This is a genomic window from Microbacterium maritypicum (assembly GCF_041529975.1).
GTDB lineage: Bacteria > Actinomycetota > Actinomycetes > Actinomycetales > Microbacteriaceae > Microbacterium.
Genome location: NZ_CP168030.1, coordinates 1,216,421 through 1,233,954, shown reverse-complemented (window position 1 = coordinate 1,233,954; position 17,534 = coordinate 1,216,421). Strand labels below are relative to the sequence as shown.

Genomic DNA, 17,534 nt, shown 5'->3' with positions numbered 1-17,534 from the left:
CGGCCCGCGAGGCGGAGCATGACGAGGACGAGCACGACGACGATGCGACGGGTCGACACGGGCGCAGCGCCCCCGTTCCTCCTGGTCGCGCCCGCCGTGCTCGGTGTCCTCCTGCTCGCGCTGCCGCTGGTCGCCCTTCTCACGCGCGCGTCCTGGTCGACCTTCTGGACCGACATCACCTCCACGGTGGCACTGGACGCCCTCCGCCTCTCACTCACCACCGGGCTCGCCGCGACCGCGCTGTGCATCGTGCTCGGCCTCCCGCTCGCCCTGCTGATCGCCCGCTCGGGACCGCGCACCTCCGCCCTGCTGCGAGCTCTCGTCGCGGTGCCGCTCGTGCTCCCGCCAATGGTGGGCGGGGTCGCCCTGCTGTTCCTCCTCGGCCGCTCCAGTCCACTCGGGGGCCTCATCGCCGCGTGGTTCGGCACCGGCATCCCGTTCACGCCGGCGGCCGTGGTGCTCGCGCAGGCGTTCGTGGCGCTGCCGTTCCTGGTGCTCGCCGTCGAGGGGACGATCCGCAGCACGGGGAGCCGATACGAGCGCACCGCTGCCACACTCGGGGCCTCGCCAAGCACCGTGCTGTGGCGGGTCACGCTGCCCCTCGCCGCGCCCGGCATCGTGGTCGGGGTGATCCTGTGCTTCGCCCGCGCCATCGGCGAGTTCGGGGCCACGGCCCTGTTCGCCGGCAACGCCCCCGGCGTGACGCAGACCATGCCGCTCGCGATCTACACCGCCTTCAACGGGGCCGGTGCCGGCCGCGAGACGGCGGTGGCCCTGTCGATCCTGCTGCTGGGCACGGCCGTCGCCGTGTTGCTGCTCGTGCGGGCGTGGCGGCCGGGGGCCCTCCGATGACCGGCGACGTCGGCTCGCTCGACCAGGGCGCCCTCGACGCTCACGTCGTGGTGCGGCATGCGGGTCTCGATGCCGCACTCCGCGTCGCCGCGGGCGAGTTCGTCGCGATCATGGGCCCGAGCGGCGCCGGCAAGACCTCCCTCCTGGAGGCGGTCGCCGGGCTCGTGCGACTCGACGAGGGGCACGTCGACCTCGATGGGATCCGCCTCTCCGGACCGCGGCAGCACACGCCGCCGTCACGCCGTGCGATCGGCCTGCTCGGGCAGGACGCCCTGCTGTTCCCGCACATGACCGCGGCAGAGAACATCGCGTTCGCCGCCCGGGCCGCCGGACGCACCCGCGAGGAGTCCACCCGACGCGCGACGGAGTGGCTGAACCGCATCGGCCTCGCCGGGTATGGCGATCGGCGGCCCGACGAGCTCTCCGGCGGACAGCGCCAGCGCATCGCCCTCGCCCGAGCCCTCGCCGCCTCGCCGCGGCTGCTGCTGCTCGACGAGCCGTTCACCTCGCTCGACGTCGAGGCCGCGGCCCAGCTGCGCGAGGTCGTGCGCGAACAGCGCGGAGCCACCACGACGATCCTCGTCTCGCACGGCATCCTCGACGCCCAGGCTCTCGCGGAGCGGCTGGTGATCGTGCAGGCCGGGCGCATCGTTCAGGATGCCGCCGTCGCCGAGGTGCTCGCCTCCCCGGCGACTCCCTTCGCGGCCGCCGTCGCCGATTCAGCACGCTGACGCGGCCTCCCGATCCCGGGTCTGCACGGTCACGGGCGCCGGTCAGGGGTGCCGGTCAGGGGTGCCGGTCAGGGGTGCCGGTCAGGGGCGACGCAGCCGCTCCGGATCCGGAGTGGAGATGGGATCCCACCCTCGCTTCGGCGCCCGCGATCCACGCTGCTCGTCGCGCGAGCGGTAGACGATGTACGGGCGGAACAGGTAACCGACCGGTGCGGAGAACACGTGCACCAGGCGGGTGAACGGCCACAGGCCGAACAGGAGTGTCGCCGTGATGACGTGCAGCTGGAAGAGCAGCGGCACATCGAGCATCAGGTCGGGTCGCGGCTGGAGGATGATCAGCTGACGCAACCAGGGCGAGACCGTCTCGCGGTAGTGGAACCCCTCCCCGAACACCTGGTAGACGACGGTGGCCGCCGTACCGAACAGCAGCGTCGCGCCGAGGAACACGTACATCACCTTGTCCATGACGGTGGTCGCGAGGAACACCGCCGCGACCGTGCGGCGTCGGTAGATGAGGATGGCGAGCCCCGCCAGGGTGAGCACCGCCGCGGCCGTTCCGAGCACGGTCGCCCCGATGTGATACATCTCCTCGTTGATACCGATCGCGTACAACCACTCCCGTGGGATGAGGAGCCCGACGACGTGTCCGGCGATCACCATGAGGATGCCGAGGTGGAACATCGGGGATCCCCAGCGCAGCAGCCTGTTCTCGTACGTCTGAGAGGAGCGGGTCGTCCACCCGAACTTGTCGTAGCGGTACCGCCAGATGTGGCCGACGACGAAGATCGCCGAACACACGTACGGCAGCGCGACCCACAGGATGATCTGCACGCTCATCTCGACTCCCTCGCTCGGAATGCGGGCATCGGCAGACTCAGACCGACCGTCTCGGCGGGCGGTCCCTCGTTCACCAGTGCGAGCACTCGCTCTCTCGTGGCCTGGTCGACTTTCGGCAGCGACAGCGTCACAGCGCGCACGGGATCCGCCCAGCGGCTGCCCATGCTCTCCAGCGCAGCCCGCAGCACTTCGACGCCCTCCCGGTGCGCGGCCAGGAGCGCGTCGGCGATGGGAGACCCCGACAGCGCGGAGAACTCCAGCACAGCCGGCAGGTAGTCGGGCAGGTCGGCCGCGTCGAACTCCCAGCCGGCTGCACGGTACGCCTCGAGGAACGTGACGAGTGCGGTGCCACGACGCCGAGTGTCACCGGTGGCGTAGTAACTCAGGTACAGCGAGCACTTCCGTTTCAGGTCGAACGTCGTCACGTATTCGCGCTGCAGCCCGGATGCCCCGTCACGCTCCGCCCCATCGAGGAACCGCGTCATCGGCTCGGCCACGGGCCGGGGCAACGCGGAGATGTGCTCGCGCAGCACGGGGATGCGGTCGAACCACACGGCGTCCGGGTACTCCAGAAGCAGCGATGCGAGCATATGCACCGTCCGGCGCTGACCGGGGGTGAGCGCCGTGGGAGCCAGCGTTTCGGGAAGCGGACGCAGCGGTGTGACCCGCTCCGTCCGGTCCCGGATCGGGAGCACGCTGCTCACGAGTCCGCCTCCGGCGGGAACAGGCCGCCCGGCCTGCCGTTGCCGTCCCAGTTCAACAGGTTCAGGCGATTCGGTGTCGACGGCCTGTCGGCGGTCTGCCGGTCGGCCAGCACGTGGAAGTTCTCGACCGCGACCGGCGTCGGGTAGCCGCTGTTCGCTCCGAAGGGGCCGGCACCACCCATGCCGGGCCCGTCGTCGTAGTCGAGCGAACAGGCCATCTCCTCCAGCTCATGCGCCCGTTCCGCGTGCGCTGCCGGGATCACGTACCGTTCCTCGTACTTCGCGATCGCGAGCAGCCGGTACATCTCCTCGATCTCGTTGCCGGTCATGCCGACCGCCGTCGCGATGCGCTCGTCGCGCTCGTCATCGAGACTGACCCCGCGCATGTAGGACCGCATCGCCGCGAGCTTGCGCAGCGATGCATCCACCGGTTTCGGGTCGCCCGCGGTGAACATCTCGGCGAGGTAGCCGATCGGGATCCGGAGCTTGTCGATCGCGGCGAAGAGCGTCCGCGCATCCTCCCCGTCGCTGCCCGATCCGGTGATCACGTCGACGACGGGCGACAGCGGCGGGATGTACCAGACCATCGGCATCGTCCGATACTCGGGGTGCAGGGGAAGCGCGACCTTGTACTTCTGGATCAGCCGGTGGATCGGGCTCCGCTGGGCGGCATCGATCCAGTCCTCGGGGATCCCGTCACGACGTGCCGCCTCGATCACCGCGGGGTCGTTCGGGTCGAGGATCACCGAACGCTGCGCCTCGAGGAGCTCGTGCTCGTCTTCCACCGCCGCGGCCTCGGCGACCCGATCGACGTCGTAGAGCACCAGTCCGAGATACCGCAGTCGGCCGACGCAGGTCTCCGAGCACACGGTGGGCAGCCCCACCTCGATCCGCGGGTAGCACATGGTGCACTTCTCGGCCTTGCCGGTCTTGTGATTGAAGTAGACCTTCTTGTAGGGGCAGCCCGACACGCACATGCGCCAACCGCGGCACGCATCCTGGTCCACGAGGACGATGCCGTCCTCTTCCCGCTTGTACATCGCACCCGAGGGGCACGATGCCACGCATGAGGGATTGAGGCAGTGCTCACAGATACGCGGCAGGTAGAACATGAAGGCCTTCTGGAACTCGGCCTCGACCTGCTCGCTCATCTTCTGCAGGATCGGGTCCTCCTGCATGGTCTCGATCGAACCGCCCAGGTCGTCGTCCCAGTTGGCCGACCACGAGATCTTCATGTCCTTGCCGGTGATCAGGCTCTTCGGTCGAGCCACCGGGGTGTGCTCGCCGCTCGGAGCGTTGACGAGCATGTCGTAGTCGTACGTCCAGGGCTCGTAGTAGTCGTCGATGCCCGGCAGCTTCGGGTTGGAGAAGATGCGCATGAGCTTCGCCAACCGTCCGCCGCTCCGCAGCCGCAGCCGACCGCGCTTGTCGCGCACCCAGCCGCCACCCCATTTCTCCTGGTCCTGATACCCACGCGGGTACCCGACACCGGGCCGTGTCTCGACGTTGTTGAACCAGACGTACTCCATGCCGGTGCGGTTCGTCCACGCCTGCTTGCACGTGACCGAGCAGGTGTGACATCCGATGCACTTGTCGAGGTTCATCACCATCGACATCTGCGCCATGACCTTCATCGGTACCGCACCTCCTGGTCGCGGCGACGGATCGTGGTGACCTCGTCGCGTTGGTTCCCGGTCGGGCCGAGATAGTTGAACGCCCACGACAACTGCGCGTAGCCGCCGATCAGATGACTCGGTTTGAGCAGGATGCGGGTGAGGGAGTTATGGATGCCGCCGCGCTGTCCGCTGATCTCCGAGATGGGCACATCCACCGTGCGATCCTTCGCGTGGTACATGTACACGGTGCCCTCCGGCATGCGGTGGGAGACGTTCGCCCGCGCGACGACCACCCCGTTGCGGTTGTAGGACTCGATCCAGTCGTTGTCACGGACACCGATCTTTTCGGCGTCCTGCGGACTCATCCAGATCGTGGGGCCGCCGCGCGACAGCGACAGCATGAAGAGGTTGTCCTGATACTCCGAGTGGATCGACCACTTGGAGTGCGGCGTCAGGTAGCGCACGTGCACCTCTGCCCCACCGTTCGTCCCCGGGACGACGTCGCCGAACAGACGGTGCATGTCGAGTGGGGGCCGGTAGATCGGAAGCGCCTCGCCGAGCTCGTCCATCCAGTCGTGGTCGAGGTAGAAGTGCTGGCGACCGGTCAGGGTGTGCCACGGCTTGAGATGCTCGACGTTGATCGCGAAGGCCGTGTAGCGCCGACCCCCGTGCTCCGACCCCGACCACTCCGGCGACGTGATCACGCTGCGCGGCTGAACCGACACGTCGGAGAAGGTCAGGTGCGTCCCCTCATGCTCCTCGGCGAGGAAGGCCATCTTCTGACCGGTGTGCTTCTCGAGTGCGTGAAAGCCCTGCACAGCGAGGCGGCCGTTGCTCGTGCCCGAGAACGCGAGGATCATCTCGCACGCCCGACGATCGTCGTCGAGGCGCACCGATCCGGCATACGGTCCTGCCTCGACGACGCCGTTGCTCCGTTTGAGCTTCTCGATCTCGGGCTCGGCACGGTACGTGATGCCCTTGGTGGTCATGCCCAGCTTCTGTGTGAGCGGTCCGAGCGCCTTCCACCTGTCGAAAAGATTCGGATAGTCCCGCTCGACGACGATCAGCTTCGGCATGGTCACACCCGGCACGCGGGGCAGATCCTGCACCGTGCCGTGGGGCGTCGCCATGGCATCCGGGGTGTCGTGCTGCAGGGGCGCCGCCACGAGGTCCCGCCGCACACCCAGGTGCGTGCGGGCCATCTCGCTGAACTTCTCCGCCAGCATCCCGAACGTGTCGAAATCGGTCTTGGTCTGCCATGGCGGCGCGATCGCCGGGTTGAACGCATGGATGAACGGGTGCATGTCGGTCGACGAGAGATCATGCTTCTCGTACCAGGTCGCCGCCGGCAGCACGATGTCGCTGAAGAGCGTGGTGCTCGTCATGCGGAAATCCGCCGTCATCAGCAGATCGAGCTTGCCCTCCGGAGCCTCGTCCCGCCAGGTCATGGTGGTCGGACGCGAGCCCGGCGCTGTTTCGTCGGCGCGGATCGCGGCGTCGGTGCCGAGCAGATGCTTGAGGAAGTACTCGTTGCCCTTGCCCGAGGAGCCGAGGATGTTCGCCCGCCACACCAGCACGACGCGCGGGAAGTTCTCCGGCGCATCCGGATCCTCGACGGCGAACTTCAGGGAGCCGTCGTCGAGGCTGTCGACCACGTGCTGCGCCGGTTCCTTTCCGATCGCATCGGCCTCGTCGCACAGATCGAGCGGGTTCCGGTCGAATGTCGGATAGCTGGGCATCCATCCGCGCTGCACGGACTCGACGAGACAGTCGGCCGTGGTGCGGTCGGCGAAGCGTCCGAGACCGAGCGGAGACGACAGCTGGTCGGCTGGCAGCCCGTCGTAGCGCCACTGATCGGTCGCCAGATACCAGAACGCGGTCCCGATGGTGTGACGCGGCGGGCGCCCCCAGTCCGCTGCGGCCGCGTACTGCTGATACCCCGTGATCGGACGCACCTTCTCCTGACCGACGTAGTGCGCCCAGCCGCCGCCGTTCACCCCTTGGCATCCGGTCATCGTCGTCAGCGCCAGGAAGGTGCGGTAGATCGTGTCGGAGTGGAACCAGTGATTCGTGCCGGCACCCATGAGGATCATCGACCGGCCGCCCGACCGCTCGGCATTGTCGGCGAACTCGCGCGCGATGCGAAGCGCCTGCGGCGCCGGGACCGAGGTGTGTTCCTCCTGCCACGCCGGTGTTCCGGGACTGCTCGCGTCGTCGTAGCCGGTCGGCCACGCACCCGGCAGCCCTTCGCGACCGACGCCGTATTGGGCGAGCATGAGGTCGAACACGGTCGTGACCTTCCGCCCGGCGACCGTGCGCACCGGAACGCCGCGCACGACGACCCCGGACCCGCCGGCATGCTCCTGACCCGGCTCCGGATCGAGATCGAAGCGCGGCAGTCGCACCTCGACGGCATCGTGATCACCCGGCAGATCACTGATGGAGAGCGGCGGGACGACGTCGCCGAGGTCGAGGTTCCAGCGCCCCTCGTCCTCCGCCGTGAACCGGTGGCCGAGCGAACCGTTCGGAACGACCGGATTCCCGACGGCATCGAGCAGCACCGGCTTGAAGTCGGCGCGCGCCTGCGCTGCAGCGTCCCCGTCGAGATCGGACGCCGTGACGAACTTGCCGGGAACCAGCCCGCCGTTCCGCTCCTCGAGCGCCACGAGGTAGGGCGCATCGGTGTAGCGCCGCATGTAGTCCTCGAACCGCGGCGTCCGCTTCTCGACGAAGTGCTCGCGGAGGATGACGTGGCCCATGGCGAGCGCGAGTGCAGCATCCGTACCCGGGTGCGGCGCGACCCACTCGTCGGCGAACTTGGTGTTGTCGGTGTAGTCCGGCGAGACCGTGACGACCTTCTGGCCGCGGTAGCGCGCCTCGGCCATGAAGTGTGCGTCCGGCGTGCGGGTGACCGGGACGTTCGAGCCCCACATGATGAGGTAGCCGGCGTTCCACCAGTCGGCGGACTCCGGCACGTCGGTCTGATCGCCGAACACCTGGGGGCTCGCGACCGGCAGGTCGGCGTACCAGTCGTAGAACGACAGCATCGTGCCACCGAGCAGATTGAGGAAGCGCGAGCCCGCTCCGTGGGACACCATCGACATGGCCGGGATCGGCGAGAAGCCCGCGACGCGATCGGGGCCGTACTTCTTCACCGTGTGCACGTGGGCAGCCGCCGCGATCTCGAGCACCTCATCCCAGGTCGCGCGGATCAGACCCCCCTTGCCACGGACGCGTTTGTAGGCGGTGGCCTTCTCCGGATCTTCGACGATCGAGGCCCAGGCGTCGACGGGGTCTGCGTGCACGGCCCGAGCTTCACGGTAGAGCTGCGCGAGCGTCTCGCGGATGTACGGATAGCGCACCCGGGTCGGCGAGTACGTGTACCAACTGAAGGCGGCACCCCGGGGGCAGCCGCGCGGTTCGTACTCCGGCGAGTCGGGACCGATGGAGGGGTAGTCGGTCTGCTGTGCTTCCCACGTGATGATGCCGTCCTTGACGTACACCTTCCACGAGCACGAGCCCGTGCAGTTCACACCGTGCGTCGAGCGCACCACCTTGTCGTGCGACCAGCGGTCGCGGTAGAACGCATCGCCCGAGCGGCCGCCTTCCAGAAACAGCGACCGCAGATCGGAGGAGACCTCGCCCGGCCTCATGAACCTGCCGAGGCTCACCAGCCCATCGGCGAGAGCGCCATCTGTGGAGTGCGGACTCTCGGTTCGGATGCCAGGGGTCATCGTGTCTCCTTCAGGCGGCCTTTGACTCAGCATCCAACACCCGAGCCCGGACCCGCACAAGGGTGCGCCGTGTTAATCCGCGGGGCAATTAGCACGGGAGAACAGGGTGGTGTGCGGGGTGGTCGCGGGGCTACTCTCATCGCTCAGAGGAGGAACCACCCATGAGTTCTGCCGCAACTTCCCCCGCCCCGTCCGAACTCAAAGGCGGCTTCGCGCAGGTGATCCTCGCGACTCTCGCCTCCACGGTCGGGTTCTGGGCCTGGATGGCGATCGCTCCACTGCAGAAGGCGTACGCCACCGATATGGGCCTCGATGAGGGGCAGATCTCGCTGATGCTGGCCACGCCCGTGCTGGTGGGCGCGCTCGGACGCATCGTCGTCGGTGCGATGACCGATCGCTTCGGCGGGCGGAAGATGTTCACCGCCGTGCTGCTGATCTCGGTTCCGGCCGTCCTCCTCGTCGCGGTGGCGGGAGAGATCCGCAGCTTCCCCCTGCTGCTGATCGCCGGGTTCTACCTCGGTGTCGCCGGAACGATCTTCGCGGTCGGCATCCCGTTCTCGAGCGCCTGGTTCCCGCCGGCTCGACGTGGGTTCGCGAACGGCGTCTTCGGGATGGGGATGATCGGCACGGCCGTCTCGGCGTTCTTCACGCCCCGCCTGGTGGAGTCGATCGGCTACCTCCCCACGCACCTGGTGATCGCGGGGGCACTGGCCGCACTCGCCGTGCTTTCCTGGTTCTTCCTCCGCGACTCGCCGGTCTGGCGGCCCAACACGGAGCGATTCGTGCCGAAGGTCATCGGTGCGCTCAAGCTCGCGGTGACGTGGGAGATGGCCTTCCTCTACGGCATCGTTTTCGGCGGCTTCGTCGCATTCTCGACCTTCCTGCCCAAGTACCTCACCACGATCTATCCCAACGACGTCGATGTCGTCGGAGCGGGGACACGAACCGCTCTGTTCGCCGCGGCGGCGGTCATCGCGCGTCCCATCGGCGGCGTGCTGGCCGACCGCTTCGGCCCCAAGGTGATCGCACTGATCTCACTCGGTGGGATCGTCTCCCTCGCCTACATCGTGGGCCAGCAGCCGCCCGAGGGCGTGGTCACCGGGGTGACCTTCATCCTGATGGCCGCGGCGATGGGGCTCGGCATGGGGGCGGTCTTCGCCTGGATCGGCCCATCGACGCCACCGGAGAAGGTCGGATCGGTCAGCGGCATCGTCGCGGCAGCGGGCGGCCTCGGCGGATACTTCCCGCCGCTGGTCATGGGAGCGACATACAACCCCGACACCAACTCCTACTCGCTCGGTCTATGGCTCCTGGTTTTCGTCGGCGCCTTCGCCCTGGTGGTCGCGGGAATGCTCCGAGACGTCGGTGGAAAGCGTAACCTGGGCAGATCGTGACGACCGTTCCTGTGCAGATCGGACGCCGGATGCCGCCGGCGCCGGCGTCGCACCCGACGTCGGGTGCGCTCCTCGATACGCATGGTCGGAGCCACAAGGACCTCCGCATCTCGCTCACCGACAGGTGCTCGTTGCGCTGCACCTACTGCATGCCGGAGCAGGGCAACGAGTGGCTCGCGCGCGAGTCGATCCTGTCCGTCGACGAGATCGTCCGGGTCGCCCGTATCGCCGCCGAGGCCGGCATCACGACCTTCCGCCTCACCGGCGGCGAACCGCTGCTACGCCGCGACATCGTCGACATCGTGCGTCGACTGCGAGAGATCGATACCGAGGACGGCCCCGTCCAGGTCGCGATGACGACGAACGGAATCCGCCTCGACGAGGTGCTCGACGACCTGATCTCCGCCGGTCTGAGCCGCCTGAACATCTCGATCGACACGCTGCGCCCCGACAGGTTCGCCGCCCTGACGCGACGTGACCGCCTCGACGACGTGCTGCGCGGGATCGCGGCGGCCTCGGCCTCGGGGCTGCGTCCCCTCAAGCTGAACACCGTCGCGATGCGCGGAGTCAACGACGACGAGCTGTGCGACCTCGTCGAGTTCGCGACAGCCCGCGGAGCCGAGCTGCGCTTCATCGAGCAGATGCCGCTCGACTCCGGTCACACCTGGGATCGCGATCGGATGGTCACGCGGGAGGAGATCCTCGACACGCTCTCCGAGCGCTGGACGCTGACCGAGATCCCCGGCCGGGGTGGGGCACCCGCCGAGCGGTGGCATCTCGACGGAGGGGCGGCGACCGTCGGCGTGATCGCCTCGGTGACGGCTCCCTTCTGCGGCGCATGCGATCGCCTGCGCCTCACGGCCGATGGGCAGCTGCGGAACTGTCTTTTCTCCACCGATGAGTTCGACCTCCTGCCCGTGCTTCGCGCCACGGGCGACCCCGGCAGCGACGCGGCGGTCGACGACGTGCTGCGGCGCTGCGTCTGGGCCAAGCTGCCCGGACACGCGATCAACGACCCGGCCTTCCTCCAGCCTGCACGCGGCATGAACGCGATCGGCGGCTGACGCCCCGCCGGAGCAACCTGCGCGAGCGTGGCTCAGACCGTGCGGCCGCCCTCGAGCCGCACGACGCGATCGACCGTGCCTGCGGGCGGTGCCACGTGCGAGATCAACAGCACCGACTGCTCCCCCGCCGCCTCGAGCAGGTCGCGCAGCAGCGCGTCGGACGCGTCGGGGTCGACTCCCGCCGTGGGCTCGTCCAGCACCAGCACGGGGAACCCACGCAGCAGGGCGCGGGCGAGCGCGAGGCGCTGCGCCTGGCCACCCGACACGAGCACGCCACGGTCGCCGACCCTCGCGTCGAGGCCACCGCGCTCCCGGGCCCACTCCCCGAGGCCGACCCGGTCGAGCACGGCATACAGTTCGTCGTCGGTCGCCGTGTCGCGCGCGAAGAGCAGGTTCTGGCGGATGTCCTCATCGAACAGCTGGGGGCTCTGCTCGCAGAGGCCGATGGTCCGACGCAGCGCCGGCCCGGACATCTCCGCCGCGTCCTGCCCGTCGATCAGGTACTCGCCCTGCACGCGGAGGAAGCCGACGAGCACAGCCGCCAGCGAGCTCTTCCCCGCCCCACTCGGCCCTGCCACCAGCACCCGCTCCCCTGGCCGCAGATCGAGGTCGACCCCCGTGAGCGCAGGAGCACCGCCGGGCCAGTTCGCGCGAACGCCACGCATCCGGATCGTCGGCGTACCGTCAAACTCGACGTCGTCGCCCGCGTCTGGGCGGAGCTCGTCGGGCATCCGCTCCGGCAACGTGTCGACGATGCGCTCCGCGCTCGAACGGACGCTCCGCCATGACGCCGCGGCCACCGGAACCGCGCCGAAGATCTCGAACACCACCATCGGCACCAGGACTGCGACGGCCAGCCACGGCCCGTCGATGGAACCGTCGACGAGTCCGGGCGCGGCAGCGGCGAGCGCCCACACGGACGCCGCCCCGGCGACCGCGGAGACGACACCCGCGGCGATGGCCTGCGCGAATGAGGCGCGATCGACGACGCGTCGCAGGGCGGAATCCGCCGCCGCGATCCGCTCGCGCGCCAGCGCCTCGGCACCGTAGGCCAGGAGCACGTCGAGGCTGCCGAAGTAGTCGACCAGCGCGGCCGAGAGCTCGGCCCGTCGCACGGACACGAGCGCTTCGGCACGCGAGCCGAACACCCAGCCGAGTCCGATCGCCGCGGCCGCAGCGGCCAACAGGCACACCGCCAGCGTGAGGGCGGCCGGCGGCGAGACGAATGCGATGAAGCCCACGGCACCGACCGCCACGACCGCGGCGACCCCGAGCGGCTGCACCACGCGCAGCGGCAGGTTCTGCAGGTTCTCGACGTCGTCCACCAGGGCGGTGAGCATCTGTCCGCGATCCGTCGCACCGAGACCGGCCGGAGAGAGCGGTGTCACTCTCCGCACCATGTCGGCCCGCGTCGAGGCGAGCTGTCGCAGCGCAGCATCGTGGCCGCTCAGCCGCTCGAGATAGCGGGTGACGGCGCGGGACACCGCGAAGAACCGCACGCCGACGACCGCGATCGACAGCGGGACGAGCGAGTCGACGATGGACGCGCTCACGATCAGCCAGCCGCTGACCGCCAGCAGGCTCACGGCGGCGGCGGCCGACAACACGCCCCAGACGAGGCCGGGGACGAAGCGTCCGATCGGCGGCTGCGCGAGCTGCAGGACACCGCGGATCCGTTCGCGACGTGTCGACCCGCTCATGCGTTCACCCCCAGCGTCACGATGTGATCGGCGATGTCCCGCGCGGTCCGACGGTGCGACACCAGGAGGATGCTCGCCCCGGCATCCGCTCGTGCGCGCAGCGAACGCCAGAGCCGGTCCTCGGTGTCGGGGTCGAGAGCACTCGAGGGCTCGTCGAGCGCGAGCATCCGGCACGGGTCGGACGACTGACGGTACAGCGCTCGGGCGACAGCGACGCGCTGCGCCTGACCGCCCGACAGACCGCTGCCCTGCACGCCGAGTTCGAGGGCGAGGTCGATGCCCTCCGCACAGGCGTCGTCGAGCGCCACTCGGATGCGGTCGGCATCCGGTTCCGGATCGCCGAGTGCGACGTTCGCCGCCACTGTCCCCCGCATCAGCCCCGGAGTCTGCCCGGCCCAGGCGAGCCAGACCGCCGGGGAGAGCCCTCGGAGGTCGCGCCCGGCGAAGGTGGCCATCCCGTCGAAGTCGGCCGCGCCCCGGAGCGCCGCGAGCAGGGAGGACTTGCCCGCGCCGCTCGGCCCCTCGATCAGCGTGATCGTTCCGGGCTCGGCGGTGAACGACACGGGAGGCAGGTCCCGCACGCGCAGCCCTTCGACCACGAGGGCTCCCGCATCCGCCGGTCCCGCCGGCCCCACCGGTCCCGCCGGTCCCACCGGTCTCGCCGGTCCCGCCGGTCCCACTTGCAGGATCGATTCACGGATGCCGGACGATTCGCCGGCGATTCCTCCTGCATCCGTGGAACCGTCCTGCATCTGTACCCGGGCCCGCGCCGCGTCGAGCACCTCGAACACGTCTTCGGTCGCCGCGACCCCCTCGGCGGCCGCGTGGAACTGCACCCCCACCTGCCTGATCGGCAGGAACGCCTCGGGCGCGAGCAGCAGCACGAACAGCCCGACCTCGAGTGTCAGGTCGCCCGACAGCAGCCGGAACCCGACCGACACCGCGATCAGTGCGACCGCGAGCGAGGCCAGCAGTTCCATCGCGAAGCCGGACAGGAACGAGAACCGCAGCACCTTCATGGTCTCGCGGCGGTACTCGTCGGCGGTGACCTCGATGCGGTCGGCCGCCCGCCGGTCACGCCCGAACAGCCGCAGCGTCGACAGCCCCTGCACCGTGTCGGCGAAGCGGGCGGCGAGGCGCTGCAGCGTCTGCCACTGCCGCGTCTGCACGGTGCGGGTCGCCATCCCGATGAGGATCAGGAACAGCGGGATCAGCGGCAGGGTGATGATCGCGGTGAGCCCGCTCGGCCAGTCCTGCCACCACATCACGGCCACCACCACCGGCGTCGCGATCACGGTCAGCACGAGCTGCGGGATGTAGCGGGCGAAGTACGCGTCGAGCGCTTCCAGTCCGTGTCCCGCGGTCACGGCGAGCTCGGTCTGGTTCCGCTGCGCGAGCCACCCCGGTCCCAATCGACCGACCGCCGAGATCAGGGCCGAGCGCAGCTGCATCCCGGTCTTCGCGGCGGCCCGGGTGCCCGCGGCATCCGAGGCGGCGATCAGCAGCCCGCGCAGCAGCGCCGTGAGCAGCAACCAGATCAGGGATGCCGAGACGTCACGCCCCGCGATCGCCCCGGTGACGGCATCCGTCAGCAGCCAGGCGAAGACGATAACGACCGCCGTCTGGACGACGCCGATCAACGCGGATGCCGCGAGGAACCCCCTCGCGGCACCCGCGTAGCGCAGCAGTCTCGGATCGACGGGTTTCACGCGTGCGCCGGAGCCCCCTCGATGGACTTCCGGGTGACGCGCTTACGGAACACCCAGTAGGTCCACGCCTGGTACGCGAGCACGAGCGGCATCGCGATCAGGGCGGTCCAGCTCATGATCTGCAGCGTATACGGGGTGCTGGATGCGTTGGCGATCGTGAGGCTGTAGGCCGGGTCGATCGTCGACGGCATCACGAACGGGAACAGGGCGGCGAACAGCATCACCACGGCGAACAGCACCGTGAGCATGCCGGAGAAGAACGCCCAGCCGTCGCGCCGAACGAGCGAGAGCCCGACAGCTGCGATGAGACTGACCGCCGCGAGCGCACCGGCACCGATGACGAGCCAGAGCAGCGGAGCCTCGCGCCCCATCGCGATCGCGACCGTCCAGATCACCGTTGCGGCCGCCACGAGGATGGTCGGGATGGCCGCCCTCTTCGCCAGACGCCGCGCATCCTCGTGCACCTGACCGTCGGTCTTGAGCGCGACGAAAAGCACGCCGTGCAGGAAGAACAGCAGCAGCGTGGTGACGCCGACCAGCAGGGCATACGGGTTCAGCAGCGCGAAGAAGCCGCCGACGTAGATGTGGTTCTCGTCGATCGCGACGCCCTGCACGATGTTGCCGAAGGCAACGCCCCACAGCAGCGCCGGCACGACCGAGCCGATCACGATCATCCGGTCGAAGCCGGCCTTCCACTTCGCGCTGTCGCGCTGGTGCCGGTACTCGAACGAGACGCCGCGCAGGATCAGCGCGAGCAGGATCAGCAGCAGCGGCAGGTAGAACCCGCTGAACAGCGTCGCGTACCACTCGGGGAACGACGCGAACAGCACGGCGCCGGCGACGATGACCCAGGTCTCGTTGAGATCCCAGACCGGACCGATCGTGTTGATGACCTGACGGCGCGAGACGTCGTCCTTGCCGAGGAACGGCAGCGACATGCCGACTCCGAAGTCGAACCCGTCGAGCACGAAGTAGCCCACGAAGAAGAAGGCGACGATGAAGAACCAGAGTGTTGCGAGATCCATGATGCTCCTCCCTCTCAGTAGACGACCGACGGCAGCTGGGCCGTCTCCTCGTGCGGTTGCTCGTCGGTGTCCGGTCCCTTCTGCGCGGCCCGGATGATGAGGCGGATCTCGACGACGGCGAGCGCCGCGTAGATCGCCGTGAACGAGATCAGCGAGATCAGCACCTCGAGGCCGCTGACTCCCGGCGAGACACCGTCCTGGGTGGTCATCAACCCGAACACGATCCAGGGCTGTCTGCCCATCTCGGTGAAGACCCAGCCCATGATGTTGGCGGCGAGCGCGAGCGGGAACGACCAGATCGCGAGCTTCCACATCCACTGCGCCGGGGGCTTCTTGGCGCCCTTGCGGGTCAGCCAGAGGCCGGCGACGGCGACGAGGGCGGCCGCGATGCCCAGGCCGATCATCCAGCGGAACGCCCAGTACGTGATCCACAGGACCGGGGCGAAGTCCTCGAGCCCCGTCGCGGCGTACGTCTGGGCGTACTCGGCGTTCAGGTCGTTGATGCCGTGCACGCACGCGTCGAGAGTGTGCGTCGACAGCAGCGACAGCAGGTACGGCACCCGGATCGAGAACAGCTCGGAGCTGCCGTCCGGCGTACCCAGGGTGAAGAGGCTGAACGAGGCGTCCGGCCCGCAGACCGTGTTGAACGTCGCCTCCGCTGCCGCCATCTTCATCGGCTGCGCGGCATACATCGCGAGTCCGAGCTGGTCTCCCGTGAGCACGACCCCGGCGGTGGAGACGATCATCGCCCACAGCCCGAACTTGAGCGAGATGCGCATCGTGTCGAAGTGCTGGCCGCGCGAGAGATGCCAGGCCGACACCGAGATGACGACACCGGCGGCGAACATGAACGCGCCGAAGATCGTGTGCGGGAACGCGGCGAGCGCGACGGGGTTGGTCAGCAGGGCCCAGAAGTCCGTCAACTCGGCGCGGTTGGTCGCCTCGTTGAAGGTGTAGCCGACCGGGTTCTGCATGAACGCGTTGGCGGCGATGATGAAGTACGCCGAGAGGATGCTGCCGATCGAGACGCACCAGATCGTGGCGAGGTGGAGTTTCTGCGGGAGCTTGTCCCAGCCGAAGATCCACAGTCCGATGAACGTCGCCTCGAAGAAGAACGCGAGGAGCCCCTCGAAGGCGAGCGGGGCGCCGAACACGTCGCCGACGAAGCGGGAGTAGTCCGACCAGTTCATGCCGAACTGGAACTCCTGCACGATGCCGGTGACGACGCCCATGGCGAAGTTGATCAGGAAGATCTTGCCGAAGAAGCGGGTCAGGTGCAGGTACTGGACCTTGCCGGTGCGCACCCACGCGGTCTGGAAGATCGCGGCCACCAGGGCCATGCCGATCGTCAGCGGAACGAAGAGGTAATGGTAGACGGTCGTCAGCCCGAATTGCCATCGGGCGAGAGCGAGCGGATCAAGCCATTCCATGCGCTACTCCTGTTCTGTGAGGCCGTTGCCCCGCGGTGTGACGCCGCAGCGTCGTTCCCTCAGCCATCCGCGCCGTGGCGTCGCGCAGCTGGACGGTGCAATCCGATGCGAGGACCGCGTCGCGGACGCACTCGGCTTCGAGTGGTCCGCCGGCCTCGTTCAGCACGCTCTGCATGAGCTCGAGATGCACGCGGCACAGCATCGGACGGTCCTCCGACCGACTGGCCGCATGCGGGCACGGGCTGAGGTCGACCGAGAGGCTGCCGTCGTCGACGACCGGCTCGAAGCCGCTCTCCTCCAGGTGCTCCACCAGCGCGTCGAGCTGATACGTGGCCTCACGGCCGAGGTCGGACGCCGCGTCGGGAATCATGCTGCGCATCAGGTCGCCCCGACGCGCAGCCGCCTTGGCCTTGTCGCGCGCCACCGGGCTGGACGCGCCCGGCGCGCCCGTGGCTGCCCGGTAGAGGGTGCGCGGTCGTCCGCGCGTCTTGCGGTGCTCGACGGTCGGGATGACGTGGCCGCCTTCGATCAGGCGCTGCAGGTGCTCGCGGACCGTGTTGGGATGCAGCCCCGTGGCCTCGCACAGCTCCGCGATCGTCAGTTCGGCGCGCGCCCTCGTGCTTCCCGCCTCGAAGAGCAGGTGCAGGATCTGCACCCGGGAGTAGCTCGATATCGGCCCGCAAACGGACCCGCCGTTGGCCATGGTCCCAGTATCCCGTGATACCGGGACTTTGCACC

Annotated in this window: 13 protein-coding genes; 4 read left to right on the top strand and 9 right to left on the bottom strand. The window is 68.9% G+C overall.

What is annotated here, in order from left to right; all coding sequences use genetic code 11:
• Positions 1 to 18 precede the first annotated feature (18 nt).
• Positions 19 to 852: an ABC transporter permease gene (locus ACCO44_RS05870; protein WP_372468874.1), complete on the top strand. Its 834-nt coding sequence runs from the start codon at positions 19 to 21 to the stop codon at positions 850 to 852.
• Positions 849 to 1,583, top strand: a complete 735-nt coding sequence (locus ACCO44_RS05865; RefSeq protein ID WP_372468872.1) for a sulfate/molybdate ABC transporter ATP-binding protein — start codon at positions 849 to 851, stop codon at positions 1,581 to 1,583. Before ACCO44_RS05870 ends, ACCO44_RS05865 begins: the two co-directional genes overlap by 4 nt.
• Positions 1,584 to 1,664: 81 nt before the next feature.
• Here ACCO44_RS05865 and narI read toward each other — a convergent pair whose 3' ends face one another.
• Genes narI through ACCO44_RS05845 form a run of 4 tightly spaced genes read right to left on the bottom strand, consistent with a single transcriptional unit; the run spans position 1,665 to position 8,474 of the window.
• Entirely contained in the window at positions 1,665 to 2,420 is a 756-nt protein-coding gene (narI, locus tag ACCO44_RS05860) for a respiratory nitrate reductase subunit gamma (protein WP_372468871.1), read from the bottom strand.
• Entirely contained in the window at positions 2,417 to 3,124 is a 708-nt protein-coding gene (gene narJ, locus ACCO44_RS05855) for a nitrate reductase molybdenum cofactor assembly chaperone (protein ID WP_372468870.1), read from the bottom strand. The genes narI and narJ overlap by 4 nt, the downstream gene beginning before the upstream one ends.
• Positions 3,121 to 4,758: a nitrate reductase subunit beta gene (narH, locus tag ACCO44_RS05850; RefSeq protein WP_262001543.1), complete on the bottom strand. Its 1,638-nt coding sequence runs from the start codon at positions 4,756 to 4,758 to the stop codon at positions 3,121 to 3,123. The genes narJ and narH overlap by 4 nt, the downstream gene beginning before the upstream one ends.
• Positions 4,755 to 8,474: a nitrate reductase subunit alpha gene (locus ACCO44_RS05845; protein WP_372468868.1), complete on the bottom strand. Its 3,720-nt coding sequence runs from the start codon at positions 8,472 to 8,474 to the stop codon at positions 4,755 to 4,757. The genes narH and ACCO44_RS05845 overlap by 4 nt, the downstream gene beginning before the upstream one ends.
• A 161-nt stretch (positions 8,475 to 8,635) precedes the next feature.
• Here ACCO44_RS05845 and ACCO44_RS05840 point away from each other — a divergent pair, with 161 nt between their 5' ends.
• Positions 8,636 to 9,868: an MFS transporter gene (locus ACCO44_RS05840; protein WP_372468867.1), complete on the top strand. Its 1,233-nt coding sequence runs from the start codon at positions 8,636 to 8,638 to the stop codon at positions 9,866 to 9,868.
• 29 nt (positions 9,869 to 9,897) lie between these two features.
• Positions 9,898 to 10,932 carry a GTP 3',8-cyclase MoaA gene (gene moaA, locus ACCO44_RS05835; RefSeq protein WP_372469450.1) on the top strand — a complete coding sequence of 345 codons (1,035 nt, stop codon included), beginning with the start codon at positions 9,898 to 9,900 and terminating at the stop codon, positions 10,930 to 10,932.
• 32 nt (positions 10,933 to 10,964) lie between these two features.
• Here moaA and cydC read toward each other — a convergent pair whose 3' ends face one another.
• Genes cydC through ACCO44_RS05810 form a run of 5 tightly spaced genes read right to left on the bottom strand, consistent with a single transcriptional unit; the run spans position 10,965 to position 17,499 of the window.
• Positions 10,965 to 12,632 (bottom strand): thiol reductant ABC exporter subunit CydC, encoded by a 1,668-nt coding sequence (gene cydC, locus ACCO44_RS05830; RefSeq protein ID WP_372468866.1) that lies wholly within the window; start codon positions 12,630 to 12,632, stop codon positions 10,965 to 10,967.
• On the bottom strand, positions 12,629 to 14,341 hold the full coding sequence (cydD, locus tag ACCO44_RS05825; protein WP_372468864.1) for a thiol reductant ABC exporter subunit CydD: 1,713 nt from the start codon (positions 14,339 to 14,341) through the stop codon (positions 12,629 to 12,631). The genes cydC and cydD overlap by 4 nt, the downstream gene beginning before the upstream one ends.
• Positions 14,338 to 15,366: a cytochrome d ubiquinol oxidase subunit II gene (gene cydB / locus ACCO44_RS05820; RefSeq protein ID WP_029262438.1), complete on the bottom strand. Its 1,029-nt coding sequence runs from the start codon at positions 15,364 to 15,366 to the stop codon at positions 14,338 to 14,340. The genes cydD and cydB overlap by 4 nt, the downstream gene beginning before the upstream one ends.
• Before the next feature lie 14 nt (positions 15,367 to 15,380).
• Positions 15,381 to 16,796: a cytochrome ubiquinol oxidase subunit I gene (locus ACCO44_RS05815; RefSeq protein ID WP_029262439.1), complete on the bottom strand. Its 1,416-nt coding sequence runs from the start codon at positions 16,794 to 16,796 to the stop codon at positions 15,381 to 15,383.
• Positions 16,783 to 17,499, bottom strand: a complete 717-nt coding sequence (locus tag ACCO44_RS05810) for a helix-turn-helix domain-containing protein (protein WP_262001548.1) — start codon at positions 17,497 to 17,499, stop codon at positions 16,783 to 16,785. Before ACCO44_RS05810 ends, ACCO44_RS05815 begins: the two co-directional genes overlap by 14 nt.
• Positions 17,500 to 17,534 lie beyond the last annotated feature (35 nt).